Source organism: Actinomycetes bacterium, from assembly GCA_035506535.1.
In the GTDB taxonomy this organism is placed as follows: domain Bacteria; phylum Actinomycetota; class Actinomycetes; order DATJPE01; family DATJPE01; genus DATJPE01.
The window spans coordinates 41918-61423 of sequence record DATJPE010000076.1 but is presented as its reverse complement, the minus strand read 5'-3'; the positions used below and the strand labels follow the sequence as shown (position 1 = coordinate 61423).

At 72.6% G+C, this 19506-nt stretch carries 13 protein-coding genes; 12 read left to right on the top strand and 1 reads right to left on the bottom strand.

The genetic code is table 11. From position 1 onward, the window contains the following. The 7 genes from VMI11_12765 to pyk form a co-directional block, all read left to right on the top strand. The coding region (locus VMI11_12765; protein ID HTY73280.1) for an indole-3-glycerol phosphate synthase TrpC at positions 1 to 561 on the top strand (561 nt) is incomplete at its 5' end. 35 nt (positions 562 to 596) lie between these two features. Further along, positions 597 to 1799, top strand: a complete 1203-nt coding sequence (trpB, locus tag VMI11_12760; GenBank protein HTY73279.1) for a tryptophan synthase subunit beta — start codon at positions 597 to 599, stop codon at positions 1797 to 1799. 49 nt (positions 1800 to 1848) lie between these two features. Then, positions 1849 to 2655 carry a tryptophan synthase subunit alpha gene (gene trpA, locus VMI11_12755; protein HTY73278.1) on the top strand — a complete coding sequence of 269 codons (807 nt, stop codon included), beginning with the start codon at positions 1849 to 1851 and terminating at the stop codon, positions 2653 to 2655. Positions 2656 to 2793: 138 nt separating this feature from the next. Further along, a complete protein-coding gene (gene lgt, locus VMI11_12750) occupies positions 2794 to 3672 on the top strand; it encodes a prolipoprotein diacylglyceryl transferase (protein ID HTY73277.1) in 879 nt (292 codons plus the stop codon). Positions 3673 to 3809: 137 nt separating this feature from the next. Further along, the gene (gene gltB / locus VMI11_12745; GenBank protein ID HTY73276.1) at positions 3810 to 8324 is read left to right on the top strand and encodes a glutamate synthase large subunit; all 4515 of its coding nucleotides are present in this window, start codon (positions 3810 to 3812) and stop codon (positions 8322 to 8324) included. Continuing rightward, positions 8317 to 9771, top strand: a complete 1455-nt coding sequence (locus VMI11_12740) for a glutamate synthase subunit beta (GenBank protein ID HTY73275.1) — start codon at positions 8317 to 8319, stop codon at positions 9769 to 9771. Before gltB ends, VMI11_12740 begins: the two co-directional genes overlap by 8 nt. A gap of 42 nt (positions 9772 to 9813) precedes the next feature. Then, positions 9814 to 11265, top strand: coding sequence for a pyruvate kinase (gene pyk, locus VMI11_12735; protein HTY73274.1), 1452 nt, complete (start codon positions 9814 to 9816; stop codon positions 11263 to 11265). A 207-nt stretch (positions 11266 to 11472) separates the two neighbouring features. Here the strand turns inward: pyk and VMI11_12730 are convergent, their stop codons facing one another. Continuing rightward, complete coding sequence (locus VMI11_12730) at positions 11473 to 11973, bottom strand: transcriptional regulator (GenBank protein HTY73273.1); 501 nt, start codon at positions 11971 to 11973, stop codon at positions 11473 to 11475. 219 nt (positions 11974 to 12192) lie between these two features. Here VMI11_12730 and pyrR point away from each other — a divergent pair, with 219 nt between their 5' ends. The 5 genes from pyrR to carB are packed head-to-tail and all read left to right on the top strand — an operon-like array spanning position 12193 to position 19499. Beyond that, on the top strand, positions 12193 to 12795 hold the full coding sequence (gene pyrR / locus VMI11_12725) for a bifunctional pyr operon transcriptional regulator/uracil phosphoribosyltransferase PyrR (GenBank protein ID HTY73272.1): 603 nt from the start codon (positions 12193 to 12195) through the stop codon (positions 12793 to 12795). Continuing rightward, positions 12792 to 13766, top strand: coding sequence for an aspartate carbamoyltransferase catalytic subunit (locus VMI11_12720; GenBank protein ID HTY73271.1), 975 nt, complete (start codon positions 12792 to 12794; stop codon positions 13764 to 13766). The genes pyrR and VMI11_12720 overlap by 4 nt, the downstream gene beginning before the upstream one ends. Beyond that, the gene (locus tag VMI11_12715) at positions 13763 to 15049 is read left to right on the top strand and encodes a dihydroorotase (protein HTY73270.1); all 1287 of its coding nucleotides are present in this window, start codon (positions 13763 to 13765) and stop codon (positions 15047 to 15049) included. The genes VMI11_12720 and VMI11_12715 overlap by 4 nt, the downstream gene beginning before the upstream one ends. Continuing rightward, positions 15046 to 16176, top strand: coding sequence for a glutamine-hydrolyzing carbamoyl-phosphate synthase small subunit (gene carA / locus VMI11_12710; protein HTY73269.1), 1131 nt, complete (start codon positions 15046 to 15048; stop codon positions 16174 to 16176). Before VMI11_12715 ends, carA begins: the two co-directional genes overlap by 4 nt. Beyond that, positions 16176 to 19499 carry a carbamoyl-phosphate synthase large subunit gene (gene carB, locus VMI11_12705; protein HTY73268.1) on the top strand — a complete coding sequence of 1108 codons (3324 nt, stop codon included), beginning with the start codon at positions 16176 to 16178 and terminating at the stop codon, positions 19497 to 19499. Before carA ends, carB begins: the two co-directional genes overlap by 1 nt. Positions 19500 to 19506 lie beyond the last annotated feature (7 nt).

Below are 19506 nucleotides of genomic sequence, written 5' to 3'. Positions count from 1 at the left end.
ATCAGCGTGCTCACCGAGGGCCGCCGGTTCGGCGGGAGCCTGCACGACCTCGAGGCCGTGCGTGCCGCGGTCGACGTACCGTTGCTGCGCAAGGACTTCATCGTCAGCGGCTACCAGCTGTGGGAGGCCCTGTCGGCCGGTGCCGACCTGGTCCTGCTCATCGTCGCCGCGCTCGAGCAGCCCGCCCTGGTCAGCCTGGTGGAGCGGGCGGAGTCCCTCGGGCTGACGCCGATCGTCGAGGTGCACGAGGCCGAGGAGGTCCAGCGCGCCGTCGACGCGGGCGCGCGCGTGATCGGCGTCAACGCGCGCAGCCTGAAGACCCTGGAGGTCGACCGCGGGACCTTCGCCCGCCTCGCCCCGCTCATCCCCGACAGGTGCGTCAAGGTGGCCGAGTCCGGCGTACGCGGTCCCCACGACGTCATCGAACACGCCCGCGAGGGAGCCGACGCCGTGCTCGTCGGCGAGACCCTGGTGACCGGCAAGGACCCGCGCTCGGCAGTGGCGGACCTCGTCGCGGCGGGCGCCCACCCGGCGCTCAAGCACCATCGGAGCGGTCGGTGACCCAGCTCGACCACCCGGCCGACCCCCCCAGCTTCCTGCCCGACACCCGGCCCGGTGCCCTGCCGGACGCGACCGGCCACTTCGGCCCCTACGGCGGGCGCTTCGTGCCCGAGGCCCTGGTCGTGGCCCTCGACGAGCTCGCGGCGGCGTACGAGGCGGCCAAGACCGACCCGGCCTTCCACGCCGAGCTCGACCACCTGCAGCACACCTACACCGGCCGTCCGTCGGCGCTCACCGAGGCGCGCCGCTTCGGCGCGCTGGCCGGCGGCGCGAACGTGCTGCTCAAGCGCGAGGACCTCAACCACACCGGCTCGCACAAGATCAACAACGTGCTCGGGCAGGCGTTGCTCACCAGGCGGATGGGCAAGACGCGGGTGATCGCCGAGACCGGCGCCGGCCAGCACGGCGTCGCCACTGCCACGGCGTGCGCGCTGCTCGGCCTCGAGTGCGTCGTCTACATGGGCGAGGAGGACACCCGGCGCCAGGCGCTCAACGTGGCGCGGATGCGGCTGCTCGGCGCCGAGGTGATCCCGGTCAGCGCTGGCAGCCGCACCCTGAAGGACGCCATCAACGAGGCGATGCGCGACTGGGTGACCAACGTCGCCACCACGCACTACCTGCTCGGTACGGTCGCCGGGCCGCACCCCTTCCCGGTCATGGTCCGCGACTTCCATCGCGTCATCGGGGTCGAGGCGCGAGCCCAGGTGCTCGAGCTGACCGGGCGCCTGCCCGACGCCGTGGCGGCCTGCGTGGGTGGCGGCTCCAACGCGATCGGCATCTTCCACGCCTTCCTCGACGACCCCTCGGTTCGCCTGTACGGCTTCGAGGCCGGCGGCGACGGGGTCGAGACCGGCCGGCACGCCGCGACCATCACCGGGGGCGCGCCCGGCGTGCTCCACGGCGCCCGGTCCTACCTGCTGCAGGACGAGATGGGCCAGACCATCGAGTCGCACTCGATCTCGGCCGGCCTGGACTACCCCGGGGTCGGCCCGGAGCACGCGTGGCTGGCCGACACCGGCCGGGCCACGTACCGCCCGGTCACCGACGCGGCCGCCATGGAGGCCTTCGGGCTGCTGTGCCGCACCGAGGGGATCATTCCGGCGATCGAGTCCGCCCACGCCCTCGCCGGCGCGCTGGACCTCGGCCGCGAGCTGGGCCCGGACGGCATCGTCCTCGTGAACCTCTCGGGGCGCGGCGACAAGGACGTCGACACGGCGGCGAGGTGGTTCGGCCTGTGAGCGCGGCCACTCGCGGGGGCCACGGCCGCGGGGTCGCTGTGGGCGCTCCGTGAGCCCGCTCGACGAGCTCTTCGCCCGGACCCGGGTGGAGGGGCGTGCGGCCCTCATCGGGTACCTGCCCGCGGGCTTCCCCACCGTCGAGGGCGGGCTCGAGGCGGTCCGCGCGATGGTCGCCGCCGGGGCGGACGCGGTCGAGGTCGGGGTGCCGTACTCGGACCCGCTCATGGACGGTCCGACGATCCAGGCCGCGGCCGAGCGCGCGCTCGCCGGCGGGACCCGGATGGCCGACGTGTTCCGGACGGTGTCCGCCGTCGCGTCGGCCGGTGGCGTGGCGCTCGTGATGACGTACTGGAACCCGGTCGAGCGCTATGGGGTGGACGCGTTCGCGCGCGACCTCGCGGCCGCCGGCGGGTCCGGGGTGATCACGCCGGACATCATCCCGGAGGAGGCGGGGGAGTGGCTGGCCGCCGCGGCGGCGTACGACCTCGACCCGGTCTTCCTCGTCGCGCCGTCCTCGACGGAGGCGCGCGTGCAGCGGGTGGCCGAGGCGAGCCGGGGGTTCGTGTACGCCGCCTCGACGATGGGCGTCACGGGGGCCCGCGAGCAGACCAGCTCGCTGGCCCCGGGTCTGGTCGCCCGAGTCCGGGCGGTCAGCGACCTCCCCGTGTGCGTGGGGCTCGGCGTGGCGAGCGGTGACCAGGCCGCCGAGGTGGCCGGCTACGCCGACGGCGTCATCGTCGGCTCGGCCCTCGTCCGCTGCCTACTCGACGCCCCCTCTGCCGCCGAGGGCCTGGCGTCCCTGACCGCCCTGGTGCGCGACCTCGCCGACGGCGTCCGCGCCCCCGCCGCCGACTGACCCCTCCCCGCCGACTGACCCCTCCCCGCCGACTGACCCCCCTGCCCTCTTTCGAATGAACGCGGCGTTCCTCCAATAGGACTGTAGGAACGCCGCGTTCATTCGAAGGGGTGGGCGGGGGGGACGTACCCTCGTGGGGTGCTCGCGTCGATCCCCAGCCCGCACCAGGGGGTGTGGCACCTCGGGCCGATCCCGATCCGCGGATACGCGTTGTGCATCGTGCTCGGCATCATCGCCGCGGTCCTCATCGGCGACCGTCGCTGGCGCTCCCGTGGCGGGGCGGCCGGCACCGTCGGCGACATCGCGATCTGGGCGGTGCCGTTCGGGATCGTCGGGGGGCGGCTCTACCACCTGATCACCACCCCCCAGCCGTACTTCGGGGCCGGCGGGCACCCGATCGACGCTTTCAAGATCTGGAACGGCGGGCTCGGCATCTGGGGCGCCATCGCCCTCGGCGGCGTCGGCGCCTGGATCGGCTGCCGTCGGCGCGGCATCCCGCTCCCGCCGCTCGCCGATGCGCTGGCTCCGGCGCTGGCCATCGCCCAGGCGATCGGGCGGTGGGGCAACTGGTTCAACCAGGAGCTCTTCGGCCGCCCGACGTCGCTGCCGTGGGGGCTGCGCATCGACCCGGCCCACCGGCCGGAGCGCTACCTCAACGACGCGACCTTCCACCCGACGTTCCTGTACGAGAGCCTGTGGTGCCTCGGCGTGGCCGCCGTCTGCGTGTGGGCCGACCGTCGGTGGCGGATGGGGCACGGGCGGGTGTTCGCCCTGTACGTCGTCACCTACGTCGTCGGCCGCGCCATGTGGGAGATGCTGCGCGCCGACCCGGCCAACGACATCCTCGGCCTGCGCGTCAACCTGTGGGTCTGCATGTTCGCCTTCATCGGCGCCGTGACCTACCTCGTCGTGTCCGCGCGCAAGAGACCGGGCCGCGAGACACCCGAACAGATCGCCGCGTGGGACCCGCCGAGGCAGGGCACGGACCCGACCGTGGAGGTCTCCGCCGAGGCCTGACCGGCCTGCTGGCCACGCTGGCGCGAGGCGCTCGGCGGGCGCTCGCTCTGTTACAGTCGTGCTACGCCAAGGGCCAACGTCGTCCCCTGCACACGCACCACCATCCGCAGGACGAGACGACGGGAGATTGTCGCCCCATGCGCCCCGCCCCCGAGGGTTTGTACGACCCGACGTACGAGCACGACGCCTGCGGCGTCGCGCTGGTGGCCACGCTCACCGGCGAGCCGAGCCACACGATCGTCGAGCAGGGCCTCACCGCGCTGGTGAACCTCGAGCACCGCGGCGCGTCCGGCGCCGAGGTGGACAGCGGCGACGGCGCCGGGATCCTCGTCCAGGTGCCTGACGCGTTCCTGCGCGCGGTGCTGCCCTTCTCGCTGCCGCCCGCCGGCCACTACGCGGTCGGCAACGTCTTCTTGCCAGTGGACGACCCCGAGGAGGCCGCCGCGGCGGTCGAGGCCATCGCCGCCGACGAGGGCCTGAGCGTCCTGGGATGGCGGCTGCTGCCCACGACGCCGGGCCTGGTCGGACGTACGGCGGCCTCCGTGATGCCCGTCTTCCGCCAGGTCTTCGTGTCCGGTCCGGGCGCGGAGGCGGCGGGGCTGGACCTGGACCGGCTGGTGTTCCGGCTGCGCAAGCGCGCGGAGCGCGACACCGGGGTGTACTTCCCGTCGCTGTCCAGCCGCACGCTGGTCTACAAGGGGATGCTCACCACCGGTCAGCTGGAGCCGTTCTTCCCGGACCTCTCCGACCCGCGCTTCGCCTCGGCCCTTGCGCTCGTGCACTCGCGGTTCTCGACGAACACCTTCCCGTCGTGGCCGCTCGCCCACCCGTACCGCTTCATCGCCCACAACGGCGAGATCAACACGGTGCGCGGCAACCGGAACTGGATGCAGGCCAGGGAGTCGCAGCTGTCCTCGACGCTCATCCCCGGAGACCTGGAGCAGATCTTCCCGATCTGCACCCCTGGCGCGAGCGACTCCGCCTCCTTCGACGAGGTGCTCGAGCTGCTGCACCTCGGCGGCCGCTCGCTGCCGCACGCGGTGCTCACCATGATCCCGGAGGCGTGGGAGAACCACACCTCGATGGACCCGGCCCGCCGCGCGTTCTACAGCTACCACGCGACGCTCATGGAGCCGTGGGACGGTCCCGCGTGCGTCACCTTCACCGACGGGACCCTGGTCGGGGCGGTCCTGGACCGCAACGGCCTGCGCCCGGGCCGCTTCTGGGTCACCGACGACGGCCTCGTCGTGCTCGCCTCCGAGGTGGGCGTCCTCGACATCGCCCAGGAACGCATCGTGCGCAAGGGCCGGCTGCAGCCCGGCCGGATGTTCCTCGTCGACACCGCGTCGCACCGCATCATCGAGGACGAGGAGATCAAGGCCCAGCTGGCCGCAGAGCGTCCCTACGACGAGTGGCTGCACGCGGGCCTGATCCACCTCGAGGACCTGCCCGAGCGCGAGCACGTCGTGCACACCCACGAGTCGGTGCTGCGCCGCCAGCAGACCTTCGGCTACACGGAGGAGGAGCTGCGGGTCCTCCTCGCGCCGATGGCCCGCGCCGGCGCCGAGGCGATCGGCTCGATGGGCACCGATACCCCGCTCGCCGTGCTCTCCGACCGGTCGCGGCTGCTCTTCGACTACTTCAGCCAGCTCTTCGCGCAGGTCACCAACCCCCCGCTGGACGCCATTCGCGAGGAGCTGGTCACCTCGCTGGGGACCACCATCGGGCCGGAGCAGAACATCCTCTCCGCCGACGCCGCAGCCTGCCGCCAGGTCGTGCTCCCGTTCCCCGTGATCGACAACGACGAGCTCGCGAAGATCCTGCACATCAACGCCGACGGCGACCTTCCCGGCTTCACCTCCGAGAAGGTCTCGGGCCTGTTCCGTGTCGGCGGCGGGGGAGCGGCGCTGGAGCGGCGGATCGAGGAGATCTGCGAGCAGATCACCGCCGACATCGCCCGCGGTGTCCGCTTCTTCGTGCTCTCCGACCGCGACGCGGACGCCACCTTCGCCCCCATCCCGTCCCTGCTGCTGACGGCGGCGGTGCACCACCACCTCGTACGTACCAAGCAGCGCACCGCCGTCTCGCTCCTCGTCGAGGCGGGCGACGTGCGCGAGGTGCACCACGTCGCCCTGCTCATCGGGTACGGCGCGGCCGCGGTCAACCCCTACCTCGCCATGGAGAGCGTCGAGGACCTCGTCGCGCAGGGCGTCATCGACGGGATCAGCCCGGAGAAGGCGATCCGCAACCTCATCAAGGCGCTCGGCAAGGGCGTGCTCAAGGTGATGTCCAAGATGGGCATCTCGACGGTGGCGTCGTATCGCGGTGCGCAGGTGTTCGAGGCCGTCGGGCTCTCCGAGGACGTCGTCGAGCGCTTCTTCACCGGTACGTCCTCGAAGCTCGGCGGCGTCGGGCTGGACGTGCTCGCCGAGGAGGTGGCCCGCCGTCACGCGGTGGCGTACCCGCGCAACGGCATCTCGCCCGCGCACCGCAGGCTCGCCGTGGGCGGGGAGTACCAGTGGCGCCGCGAGGGCGAACCGCATCTGTTCGACCCGGAGACGGTCTTCCGGCTGCAGCACGCGACCCGTGCCAAGCGCTACGACGTGTTCAAGGATTACACCCGGCGCGTGGACGAGCAGTCCGAGCGGCTGATGACCCTGCGCGGGCTCTTCAACTTCAAGCAGGGCCTGCGTCCGCCCATCCCGGTGGACGACGTCGAACCCGTCACCGACATCATCAAGCGCTTCTCGACGGGTGCGATGTCCTACGGCTCCATCAGCCAGGAGGCCCACGAGACCCTCGCCATCGCGATGAACCGCATGGGCGCGCGGTCCAACACCGGTGAGGGCGGCGAGGACCCCGAGCGGTACGTGCCGCTGCCCGGAGGCGACTCCCGCCGCTCGGCGATCAAGCAGGTCGCCAGCGGCCGCTTCGGGGTGACGAGCGAGTACCTCGTCAACGCCGACGACCTGCAGATCAAGATGGCGCAGGGCGCGAAGCCCGGCGAGGGCGGGCAGCTGCCCGGACACAAGGTCTATCCCTGGGTCGCGCGCACGCGTCACTCCACGCCGGGCGTGGGACTGATCTCCCCGCCGCCGCACCACGACATCTACTCCATCGAGGACCTCGCGCAGCTCATCCACGACCTGAAGAACGCCAACCCGCGGGCGAGGGTCCACGTCAAGCTGGTGGCCGAGGTCGGGGTCGGCACCGTCGCCGCCGGAGTGGCGAAGGCGCACGCGGACGTGGTCCTCATCTCCGGTCACGACGGCGGTACGGGCGCCGCGCCCCTGACCTCGCTCAAGCACGCCGGCGCACCTTGGGAGCTCGGCCTCGCCGAGACCCAGCAGACGCTGCTGCGCAACGGGCTGCGCGACCGGATCGTCGTGCAGACCGACGGGCAGCTGAAGACCGGGCGTGACGTGGTCATCGCGGCGCTGCTCGGTGCCGAGGAGTTCGGCTTCGCGACCGCGCCGCTGGTGGTGAGCGGCTGCGTGATGATGCGCGTCTGTCACCTCGACACCTGCCCGGTGGGTGTCGCGACCCAGAACCCCGAGCTGCGCCGCCGCTTCGCCGGCCGGCCCGAGTTCGTGGAGACGTTCTTCACCTATCTGGCCGAGGAGGTCCGCGAGCTCCTCGCGTCACTCGGCTTCCGCAGCATCGAGGAGGCGGTGGGTCACGCCGAGCTGCTCGACGTCGACCGGGCGGTCGACCACTGGAAGGCCAGCGGGCTCGACCTGTCCCCGATCCTGCACGTGCCCGACCTGCCGGTCGGGGCGGTGCGCCACCAGGTCGTCGCGCAGGACCACGGGCTGGGCAAGGCCCTGGACAACGAGCTCATCGCACTGGCCACCGACGCGCTCGAGGACGGTACGCCGGTGCGCGCGCAGCTGGCCATCCGCAACGTCAACCGCACGGTCGGGACGATGCTGGGCTCGGAGGTGACCCGTCGCTTCGGTGGCAAGGGCCTGCCGGACGGCACCATCGACGTCACCCTCATCGGCTCGGCGGGGCAGTCCTTCGGCGCGTTCCTGCCGCCCGGGATCACCCTGCGCCTGGAGGGCGACGCCAACGACTACGTCGGCAAGGGCCTGTCGGGTGGCCGGGTCGTCGTACGCCCGGACCGGCGGGCGGGCTTCGTCGCCGAGGACAACGTCATCGCGGGCAACGTGCTGGCGTACGGCGCGACGTCCGGCGAGCTGTTCGTGCGCGGGATCGTCGGCGAGCGCTTCTGCGTGCGCAACTCCGGCGCGACGGCCGTCGTCGAGGGCGTGGGCGACCACGCGTGCGAGTACATGACCGGTGGCCGGGCGGTCATCCTGGGCCCGACCGGACGCAACCTCGCGGCGGGCATGAGCGGCGGGACGGCGTACGTCCTGGACCTCGACGAGCTGAGGGTCAACCGCGAGATGGTGGAGCTCGAGGCGCTCTCCGAGGAGGACCGCGCGCTCGTCCACGAGCTCGTCCGCGAGCACGCCGAGGAGACCGGCTCCCCGGTCGCGGAGACGCTGCTCGCCGACTGGGACGCCACCATCGCTCGCTTCACCAAGGTGATGCCCGCCGACTACAAGCGGGTGCTGGCCGCCCGCGAGCGCGCCGCGCGCGAGGGCCTCGACGTCGACACGGCAGTGATGGAGTCCGCTCATGGCTGACCCGAAGGGGTTCCTGCGCTTCGAGCGCGAGACGCCGACCCGCCGCCCGGTCGAGCTGCGGCTGCTCGACTGGCGCGAGGTCTACGAGCCGATGCGGCCGGGCGCCATCGAGCAGCAGGCGACGCGCTGCATGGATTGCGGCATCCCGTTCTGCCACAACGGTTGTCCCCTCGGCAACCTCATCCCGGAGTGGAACGACCTCGTCCGCCGGGACGACTGGGCAGGCGCGATCGAGCGCCTGCACGCGACGAACAACTTCCCCGAGTTCACCGGCCGGCTGTGCCCCGCTCCGTGCGAGACGGCCTGCGTCCTCGGCATCAACTCCGACCCGGTCACCATCAAGCAGGTCGAGGTGTCCATCATCGACCGGGCGTGGGGCGACGGCCTGGTCGTCCCGGCCCCGCCCGCCCGACTGTCGGGTCGCACGGTCGCGGTCGTCGGCTCCGGGCCGTCCGGGCTGGCCGCGGCGCAGCAGCTGACGCGCGCCGGCCACACGGTGGCGGTCTTCGAGCGGGCCGACCGCATCGGCGGGCTGCTGCGCTACGGCATCCCCGAGTTCAAGATGGAGAAGCGGCACCTGGACCGGCGCATCGCGCAGATGAAGGCCGAGGGCACCCGCTTCCGGCCCGGGGTCGACGTCGGCGTGGACATCACCGGCCAGGACCTGCGGCGCCGCTACGACGCCGTGGTCATCGCGACCGGTGCCACGCTGTGGCGCGACCTCTCGGTGCCCGGTCGCGACCTGGGCGGGATCCATCAGGCGATGGAGTTCCTGCCGCTGGCCAACCGGGTCCAGCAGGGCGACCTCGTCGAGTCACCGATCAGCGCCGCGGGCAAGGACGTCGTCATCATCGGCGGCGGCGACACGGGGGCGGACTGCCTCGGGACGGCCCACCGCCAGGGCGCTCGGTCCGTGACGCAGCTGGAGATCCTCCCGACCCCGCCCGAGCAGCGTCCGGCCGGCCAGCCGTGGCCGACGTACCCGCTGGTCTACCGGGTCTCGAGCGCCCACGAGGAGGGTGGCGAGCGCCTCTTCTCCGTATCCACCAAGGAGTTCCTCGGCGACGAGGCCGGACGCGTACGTGCGCTGCGCCTGGTGGAGGTCGAGCTCGTCGACGGCACCTTCACCGAGGTCGAGCGAAGCGAGCGGGTGATCCCCGCGCAGCTGGTGCTGCTCGCGATGGGCTTCGTCGGCCCCGAGACGGCGGGCCTGCTCGAGCAGCTCAAGGTGCAGCTCGACGCGAGGGGGAGCGTCGCGCGCGACGCGTCGTACCAGACCAGCGTCCCCGGCGTGTTCGTCGCCGGCGACGCCGGGCGGGGGCAGTCGCTCATCGTGTGGGCCATCGCCGAGGGCCGCTCGTGCGCGGCCTCCGTCGATGCGTGGCTGACCGGGTCTACCGTGCTCCCGGCGCCGATCCCGGCCACGGCTCGGCCGCTCGTCGTGTAAGGCTGGACACATCCCCATCCCCTCGATCGATTGGCTCGAGTCATGCGGCGTGCCAAGATCGTCTGCACCCTCGGTCCCGCGACCTCCTCGCTGGACCAGATCCGCGCCCTCGTGGCCGCCGGCATGGACGTCGCACGGCTGAACCTCAGCCACGGCAGCTACGCCGTCCACGAGCAGGTCTACGCGAACGTGCGGCAGGCGTCGGACGAGTTCGGCCGGGGCGTCGGCGTCCTCGTCGACCTGCAGGGCCCGAAGATCCGGCTCGGTACCTTCGCCGACGGCCCGCAGCTGCTCGAGGCGGGCGCCCGCTTCACCATCACCGCCGACGAGGTACCGGGTGACGTGTCGGTGGTCGGCACGACGTACGCCGGCCTGCCCGGGGACGCGCATGTGGGCGACCGCATCCTCATCGACGACGGCAAGGTCTCGGTGCGCGTCGTGGCGGTCGAGGGCTCGCAGGTGGTGACCGAGGTCGTCGAGGGCGGCATGGTCTCCGACCACAAGGGCCTGAACCTGCCCGGTGTCTCGGTGAGCGTCCCGGCGATGAGCGAGAAGGACGTCGAGGACCTGCGCTGGGGGGTGCGGGTCGGGGCGGACCTGATCGCGCTGTCGTTCGTGCGCTCCGCAGCCGACGTCGACGACGTCCACCGCATCATGGACGAGGAGGGCGTCCGCCTCCCGGTCTACGCCAAGATCGAGAAGCCGCAGGCAGTGGATAACCTCGAGGGGATCGTCACCGCCTTCGACGGGGTGATGGTCGCGCGAGGGGACCTGGGCGTCGAGCTGCCCCTCGAGCAGGTGCCGCTGGTGCAGAAGCGGATCGTGGCCGCCGCGCGCGAGGCGGCGAAGCCGGTGATCGTCGCCACCCAGATGCTCGAGTCGATGATCGGGGCGTCGCGCCCGACGCGCGCCGAGGCCTCCGACGTCGCGAACGCGATCCTCGACGGCGCCGACGCGGTCATGCTCTCCGGTGAGACCTCGGTCGGGCACTACCCGATCGAGGCGGTGGCCACCATGAGCCGCATCGTGTCCGCCGTCGAGGACGGCGGCGGGCTCGACGTACTCCCCGCCCTTCGCACCGCGCCGACGACCAAGGCCGGCGCCATCTGCGAGGCCGCGGCCAGGGTCGGCAAGATCGTGGGCGCGCGCTTCCTCGTGGCGTTCACCGAGACCGGGTCGTCGGCGCTGGCCGTGGGCCGCGAGCGCTCGCCGATCCCGCTGCTCGCGTTCACGCCCAAGCCACGAGTGCGCAGCCAGCTGTCGGTCGCCTGGGGGGTGGAGACCTTTCTCGTACCCGCGGTGGCGCACACCGATGACATGGTGCGCCTGGTCGACCAGGCGCTGCTCGACCTCGGGCGCTGCGAGAAGGGCGAGTACGTCGTCATCGTCGCCGGCTCCCCGCCCGGGATCCCGGGCTCCACGAACGCGATGCGCGTCCACCGCATCGGCGACGCCGTCGGCGAGGTCGCGCCGGCGTACCGCGTCCTCGACTGAGGTCCCCGACTGAGGTCCTCGACTGACCTCTCGCGACTGACCTCTCGCGACTGACCCCCTCGACCCCACATGTGGCGGGTTGTCCGTCACTCCCGTACCCGGGAGTGACGTAGGACCCGCCACAAGTCGGGGGTAGTGCGGTGGATGCGGTGAGTTGTCAGGCGCTTCGGGCGCTGGGGCGCCCGATCCGTCTGACAGGTCGGTGCGTCAGTCGTCGTTGAGGGCGCGGCGGGCGGCGGCGTCGAGGACGCCCCAGGTGATGAACTGCTCGACGAGGACCGCCGGCGAGGTGTCGTAGATGACACCCAGGGTGCGCAGGTCGTCCTGGCGCACCGAGAGCACCCGGCCGTTGTAGTCGCCGCGCTGGCTCTGGATGGTCGCGCAGTAGCGGGCCAGCGGCCCCGCCTTCTCCGCGGGAACCCGGCCGAGCCGTTCGAGGTCGATCACCAGGCGTGCGGGCGGCGTCGTGCCGTTGGCGACCCGGCCGGAGCCGCCGGGCAGCAGCTCGGCCACCGGGACCCCGTAGAAGTCGGCCAGCTCCGATAGGCGCTGCACCGTGACCGCACGGTCGCCGCGCTCATAGGAGCCGACGACGACGGCCTTCCACCGGCCCTGGCTCTTCTGCTCGACGCCGTGCAGGGACAGTCCCTGCTGCGTCCGGATCGCGCGCAGTCGGGCTCCCAGCGCGCGGGCGTAGTCGGTAGTCACCGTGCGGCACCCCCCAAGGTCCACGGGTGACCGGCCCCTCCCCGGTCACGGTCAGTGACGGTACGGAGAGTGACGGTTGGTCGTCAACAGTCACGAGCTGCAACGGTACGTTCGGCTGAACCCCTTCGGCCCAACGGGGCCGGCCGCTGGTAGGTTGGCCACGGCCCTGCACGACCTCCTTTAACGACCCGTCCCGCGAGGCGGGGAAGGAGCCGCCCCATGTGCCCAGGCACGCCCGCGCCCGGTGCCGAGACAGCCGTCGCCAGCCGCGAGGTCCTCGACGCCGCCGATATCCAGCGCGCGCTCACCCGCATCGCCCACGAGATCCTCGAGCGCAACCGCGGCTCCGACGACCTCGTCCTGCTCGGCATCCCCACCCGCGGCGTGGAGCTCGCCGCCCGGCTCGGCGAGCGCATCGCCGAGGTCGAGGGGCGAGCGGTCGGGGTCGGCAGCCTCGACGTCACCATGTACCGGGACGACCTGCGGCTGCGGCCCGCTCGTCCGCTGCTGCCCACGACGGTGCCGCCCGAGGGGGTGGACCGGCGGGTCGTCGTGCTCGTCGACGACGTGCTGTTCTCCGGACGTACCGTCCGCGCGGCGCTGACCGCCCTCGACGACCTGGGCCGCCCGCGCGGCGTCCAGCTCGCCGTGCTCGTCGACCGGGGGCACCGCGAGCTGCCGATCCGCGCCGACTACGTCGGCAAGAACCTGCCGACCTCCCTTGCCGAGTCCGTGCACGTCCGGCTGGCCGGCACCGACGGCGCCGACGCCGTCCTCATCGAGTCCGCCCACCCGCTGCCGGACACCGGAGCCGCCCGATGACCCGCCACCTGGTCAGCGTCGACGACCTCACCCACGACGACGCGGTCCTGGTCCTCGACACCGCCGACGAGCTCGCCCGTCTCGCCGACCGCCCGGTCAAGAAGCTTCCGACGCTGCGCGGGCGCACCGTCGTCAACCTGTTCTTCGAGGACTCCACGCGTACCCGGATCTCCTTCGAGGCAGCCGCGAAGCGCCTCTCGGCGGACGTCATCACCTTCTCCGCCAAGGGTTCCAGCGTGTCCAAGGGCGAGTCGCTCAAGGACACCGCGCTCACCCTCGAGGCGATGGGGGCCGACGCCGTCGTGGTCCGCCACCACGCGAGCGGCGCGCCGCACCGGCTGGCGCATTCCGGATGGATCAACGGCGTGGTCGTCAACGCCGGCGACGGCACCCACGAGCACCCGACGCAGGCGCTGCTCGACGCCTTCACGCTGCGCCGCCACCTCGCCGGCGGCACCGGCGACCTGGCCGGCCGCCGGGTGGCCATCGTGGGCGACGTCCTGCACAGCCGGGTGGCCCGCTCCAACGTCAAGCTGCTGCACCTGCTCGGGGCCGACGTCACTCTCGTCGCCCCGCCGACCCTGCTGCCGGTCGGGGTGGACTCCTGGCCGTGCACGGTGACCTACGACCTCGACGCGGCCCTGCCCAAGAGCGACGCCGTGATGATGCTGCGGGTCCAGCGCGAACGCATGGACCCCGGCGGGGGCGGGTTCTTCCCGAGCGCTGCCGAGTACGCGCGCCGCTACGGCCTCGACGCGACCCGCGCGGCGACCCTGCCGGACCACGCGATCGTCTTGCACCCCGGCCCGATGAACCGGGGGATGGAGATCTCCGCCGAGGTCGCCGACGGCTCGCGGTCGGTCATCGTGGAGCAGGTCACCAACGGCGTCAGCGTGCGAATGGCCGTGCTCTACCTGCTGCTCGGGGGAGCCCAACCCGCCATCGGCGAGCAGCCGGGGGTGGCCGAGTGAGCGCGTACGTGCTGCGCGGGCCACGCATCCTCGGCGGCGAGGCGGCCGACGTCCTCGTCGAGGACGGGGTCGTCGCCGAGGTCGGCACGCGGGTCAGCAGGGCGGGTGCCACCGTCGTCGACGCCGAGGGGCTCGTCCTCCTGCCGGGCCTCGTGGACCTGCACACCCACCTGCGCGAGCCGGGTCGCGAGGACGCCGAGACCGTGGAGACGGGCACCCGGGCGGCCGCCCTCGGTGGTTTCACGGCGGTCCACGCGATGGCCAACACCGACCCGGTGGCCGACACCGCGGGCGTCGTCGAGCAGGTGTGGCGGCTGGGCCGGGAGGCCGGGCACGCCGACGTGCAGCCGGTCGGCGCCGTGACCGTCGGCCTGCAGGGGCAGCGCCTCGCCGAGCTGGGGGCGATGGCCGACTCGGCGGCGCGCGTACGCGTCTTCTCCGACGACGGGCACTGCGTCAGCGACGCCCTGCTCATGCGCCGGGCGCTGGAGTACGTCAAGGCCTTCGACGGGGTCGTCGCCCAGCACGCGCAGGAGCCGCGGCTGACCGAGGACGCCCAGATGAACGAGGGCGTCCTGTCCGGAGTCCTCGGCCTGAAGGGCTGGCCGGCCGTGGCGGAGGAGGCGATCGTCGCCCGCGACGTCCTGCTCGCCGAGCACGTCGGCTCCCGCCTGCACGTCTGCCACGTGTCCACGGCGGGGACGGTCGACATCCTGCGCTGGGCCAAGGCCCGCGGCATCGACGTCACGGCCGAGGTCACCCCGCACCACCTGCTGCTGACCGACGAGCTCGCGACGACGTACGACCCGACCTACAAGGTGAACCCGCCGCTGCGCACCAAGGCCGACGTGGAGGCGCTGCGCCTCGCCCTCGCTGACGGCACGATCGACGCGGTGGCCACCGACCACGCCCCGCACGCCGTCGAGGACAAGGACTGCGAGTGGGCCGCGGCGGCCTTCGGGATGCTCGGGCTGGAGACCGCCGTCGGCGTCGTCGCCGAGGCGATGATCACGACGGGGCTGCTCGACTGGGCGGGGGTCGCGGACCGGATGTCCCTGCGGCCGGCCCGGATCGGGCGCTTGCCCGGCCACGGGCGCCCGGTCGCGGCGGGGGAGCCCGCCAACCTCACGCTGGTCGACCCGGCGGCCAGGGTCACGGTGCGCCCCGAGGCGCTGGCCAGCCGCAGCAGAAACACGCCCTACGCCGGGCGCGAGCTGCCGGCCCGCGTCGTGGCGACCTTCCTGCGCGGCACCCCGACCGTCCTCGACGGGAGCCTCGCGTGAGCGCAGCCCTGCTGGTCCTCGAGGACGGGCGGACCTTCCGCGGGCGGGCGTACGGCGCGGTCGGGGAGACCTTCGGCGAGGCGGTCTTCGCCACCGGCATGACCGGCTACCAGGAGACGCTGACCGACCCGAGCTACCACCGTCAGGTCGTCGTGATGACCGCCCCGCACATCGGCAACACCGGCGTCAACGACGAGGACCCCGAGTCGGCGCGGATCTGGGTCAGCGGCTACGTCGTCCGCGACCCCGCCCGTCGCCCGTCGAGCTGGCGGTCCCGGCGCAGCCTCGACGAGGAGCTGGCCAGCCAGGGTGTCGTCGGCATCAGCGGCATCGACACCCGGGCGCTGACCCGCCACCTGCGCGATCGCGGCGCGATGCGCGTCGGTGTCTCGTCGGTGACCGCCGACGCCGATGCGCTGCTGGGGCGCGTCCTGGAGTCCCCGATGATGGAGGGGGCCGACCTCACCGCGCAGGTGACCACGCGGCAGGCCTACGTCGTCCCGGCCCTGGGCGAGCGGCGCTTCACTGTCGTGGCGGTGGACCTCGGCATCAAGGCGATGACGCCGCACCGGATGGCGCAGCGGGGCATCGAGGTGCACGTGGTGCCAGCGACGTCCACCCCGGAGGAGCTGCTCGCGATCGGCGCTGACGGCGTCTTCCTCTCCAACGGGCCCGGGGACCCGGCGACGGCCGACCACGCCGTCGCCCTCGCGCGCGCCGCGCTCGACGCGGGGGTCCCGACCTTCGGCATCTGCTTCGGCAACCAGGTGCTCGGGCGCGCGCTCGGCCTGGGGACGTACAAGCTGCGGTACGGCCACCGGGGCATCAACCAGCCCGTGCAGGACCGCACCACGGGCCGGGTCGAGGTCACCGCGCACAACCACGGGTTCGCGGTCGACGCCCCGGCCGACGGCACGCCGTTCGAGACGCCGTACGGCCGCGCCTTCGTCAGCCACGTCAACCTCAACGACGGCGTCGTCGAGGGACTCGCGCTGCTCGACGCGCCCGCCTTCTCGGTGCAGTACCACCCGGAGGCGGCGGCCGGCCCGCACGACGCGGGGTACCTGTTCGACCGCTTCGCCGACCTGATGCGAACGCGCGAGCCGGTGGCGGGGAGGGCCGACTGATGCCGCGTCGCACGGATCTGTCGAGCGTCCTGGTCATCGGCTCCGGGCCGATCGTCATCGGGCAGGCCGCGGAGTTCGACTACTCGGGGACCCAGGCGTGCCGGGTGCTGCGGTCCGAGGGCCTGCGGGTGATCCTCGTCAACAGCAACCCCGCCACGATCATGACCGACCCGGAGTTCGCTGACGCCACCTACGTCGAGCCGATCACGCCCGAGGTGGTCGAGAAGATCATCGAGCGGGAGCGGCCGGACGCCCTGCTGGCGACCCTCGGCGGGCAGACCGCACTGAACACCGCGATGGCGCTGCACGAGCGCGGGGTGCTGGAGAAGTTCGGGGTCGAGCTGATCGGGGCGGACGTCGATGCGATCCGCCGCGGTGAGGACCGCCGGGCGTTCAAGGAGATCGTCGACTCGGTGGGCGCGGAGTCGGCTCGCAGCGCGATCTGCCACACGATGGCCGACTGCCTCGAGGCGGTGGAGAGCCTCGGCTACCCCGTTGTGGTCCGCCCGTCGTTCACGATGGGCGGGGCCGGCAGCGGGATGGCGTACGACGAGAGCGACCTGCGCCGCATCGCCGGTGCCGGCCTGCAGGCCAGCCCGACCACCGAGGTGCTCCTGGAGGAGTCGATCCTCGGCTGGAAGGAGTACGAGCTCGAGCTCATGCGCGACCGCGCCGACAACGTCGTCGTCGTCTGCTCGATCGAGAACCTCGACCCGATGGGCGTGCACACCGGCGACTCGATCACGGTCGCGCCGGCGCTCACCCTCACCGACCGCGAGTACCAGCGCATGCGCGACGTGGCGATCGACATCATCCGTGCGGTCGGCGTCGACACCGGAGGCTGCAACATCCAGTTCGCCGTCGACCCGCTCAGCGGGCGACTCATCGTGATCGAGATGAACCCGCGCGTCTCACGCTCCTCGGCGCTCGCGTCGAAGGCCACCGGCTTCCCGATCGCCAAGATCGCGGCCCGGCTCGCGGTCGGCTACACCCTCGACGAGATCCCCAACGACATCACGCGCGAGACTCCCGCGTCCTTCGAGCCGACCCTGGACTACATCGTCGTCAAGGTCCCGCGCTTCGCGTTCGAGAAGTTCCCCCAGGCGGACGCGACGCTGACCACGACGATGAAGTCCGTCGGCGAAGCGATGGCGATCGGCCGGTGCTTCACCGAGGCGCTCCAGAAGGCGTTGCGATCGCTGGAGAAGCCGGATGCGGTGTTCTCCTGGGAGCAGCCGCCGGGCGCGCTGGAGGATCTGCTCGAGCAGATCCGGGTACCGCGCGACGGGCGGCTCGCGCTGGTGCACCAGGCGCTGCGGGCCGGAGCGAGCATCGAGGCCCTCGCCGAGGCGACGGCGATCGACCCCTGGTTCCTCGACCAGCTGGCCCTCGTCGAAGAGGTCGCCGAGCAGGTCCGCGCCGCCGAAGAGCTGGACGCCGACCTGCTCCGCCTGGCCAAGCGCCACGGCTTCTCAGACCGCCAGATCGCGCAGCTGCGCGGGACGACCGAGGCCGAGGTACGTGGCATGCGCCACGGGCTCGGCGTCCGCCCGGTCTACAAGACCGTCGACACCTGCGCGGCGGAGTTCGCCGCCCGCACGCCGTACCACTACTCCTCCTACGACGAGGAGACCGAGGTCGCCCCCCGCACCCGGCCGGCGATGCTGATCCTGGGCAGCGGGCCCAACCGAATCGGGCAGGGCATCGAGTTCGACTACTCCTGCGTCCACGCGGCGATGACGCTCAGCGAGGCCGGGTACGAGACCGTCATGGTCAACTGCAACCCGGAGACGGTGTCGACCGACTACGACACCAGCGACCGGCTGTACTTCGAGCCGCTCACCCTCGAGGACGTCCTCGAGGTCTTCCACGCCGAGTCCGTGGCCGGTCCGGTCGCCGGGGTCGTGGTGCAGCTCGGCGGGCAGACCCCCCTCGGGCTCGCCCGCGCCCTGGAGGCCGAGGGGGTGCCGATCGTCGGGACCTCGCCCGGCTCCATCCACCTCGCCGAGGACCGGGGGGCCTTCGGCCAGGTGCTGCTCGCCGCCGGCCTGCCGGCGCCGCGCTTCGGGACCGCGCACACCTTCGAGGAGGCCAAGGCGATCGCCGACGCCATCGGCTACCCCGTGCTCGTGCGGCCGAGCTACGTCCTGGGTGGACGCGGGATGGAGATCGTGTACGACGAGGCGATGCTGGCCGACTACCTCGGGCGGGCCACCGAGATCGGCCCGGACCGGCCGGTGCTCGTCGACCGCTTCCTCGACGACGCCCTCGAGATCGACGTCGACGCGCTCTTCGACGGGACCGACCTCTATCTGGGCGGGGTGATGGAGCACATCGAGGAGGCCGGGATCCACTCCGGCGACTCCGCGTGCGCCCTGCCGCCGATCACGCTGGGCCGGGGAGACATCGCCCGGATCCGGCGCTCCACCGAGCAGATCGCCCGGGGCGTCGGCGTGCACGGGCTGCTCAACGTCCAGTACGCCCTGGCCTCCGACGTGCTCTACGTCCTCGAGGCGAACCCGCGCGCCTCGCGCACCGTGCCGTTCGTCTCCAAGGCCACGGCGGTGCCGCTGGCGAAGGCCGCCGCCCGCATCATGGCCGGCGCGACCATCGCCCAGCTGCGGGAGGAGGGCCTCCTGCCGGCCGAGGGGGACGGCGCCGACGTCCCTCCGGACGCCCCAACCTCGGTCAAGGAGGCGGTCCTTCCCTTCGGGCGCTTCCACGGCGTCGACACCGTCCTCGGTCCGGAGATGCGCTCGACCGGCGAGGTCATGGGCATCGATCCCGCCTTCGGGACGGCGTTCGCGAAATCCCAGCTCGCGGCCTACGCCGGCGGACTGCCCACGTCCGGCCGGGCGTTCGTGTCCGTGGCGAACCGCGACAAGCGCGCGATGCTCTTCCCGGTGAAGGCGCTCGCCGACCTCGGCTTCGAGGTGCTCGCGACCTCCGGGACGGCCGACGTGCTCCGACGCGCGGGCATCCCGGTCACCGTCGTCCGCAAGCACTTCCAGCCCGATGACGGCACCCTCGACGCCGTCCAGCAGATCCTCGCAGGGGACATCGCGCTCGTCGTGAACACGCCGTACGGCGTCGGCGCCCGCCTCGACGGCTACGAGCTGCGCACCGCCGCGGTGCGCCGGGGAGTCCCCAGCCTGACCACCATCCAGGGGCTGTCCGCTGCGGTCCTGGGCATCGAGGCGATGCTCCGGGGTGAGGTGGGGGTCCGCTCGCTGCAGGAGTACGGTCGGGACCTCCGGGGCTCGGAGCGAAGCGACCTCAGGGACTCGGAGCGAAACGGTGGTCGACCCGTGGACGAGGACTGAGGGGAGA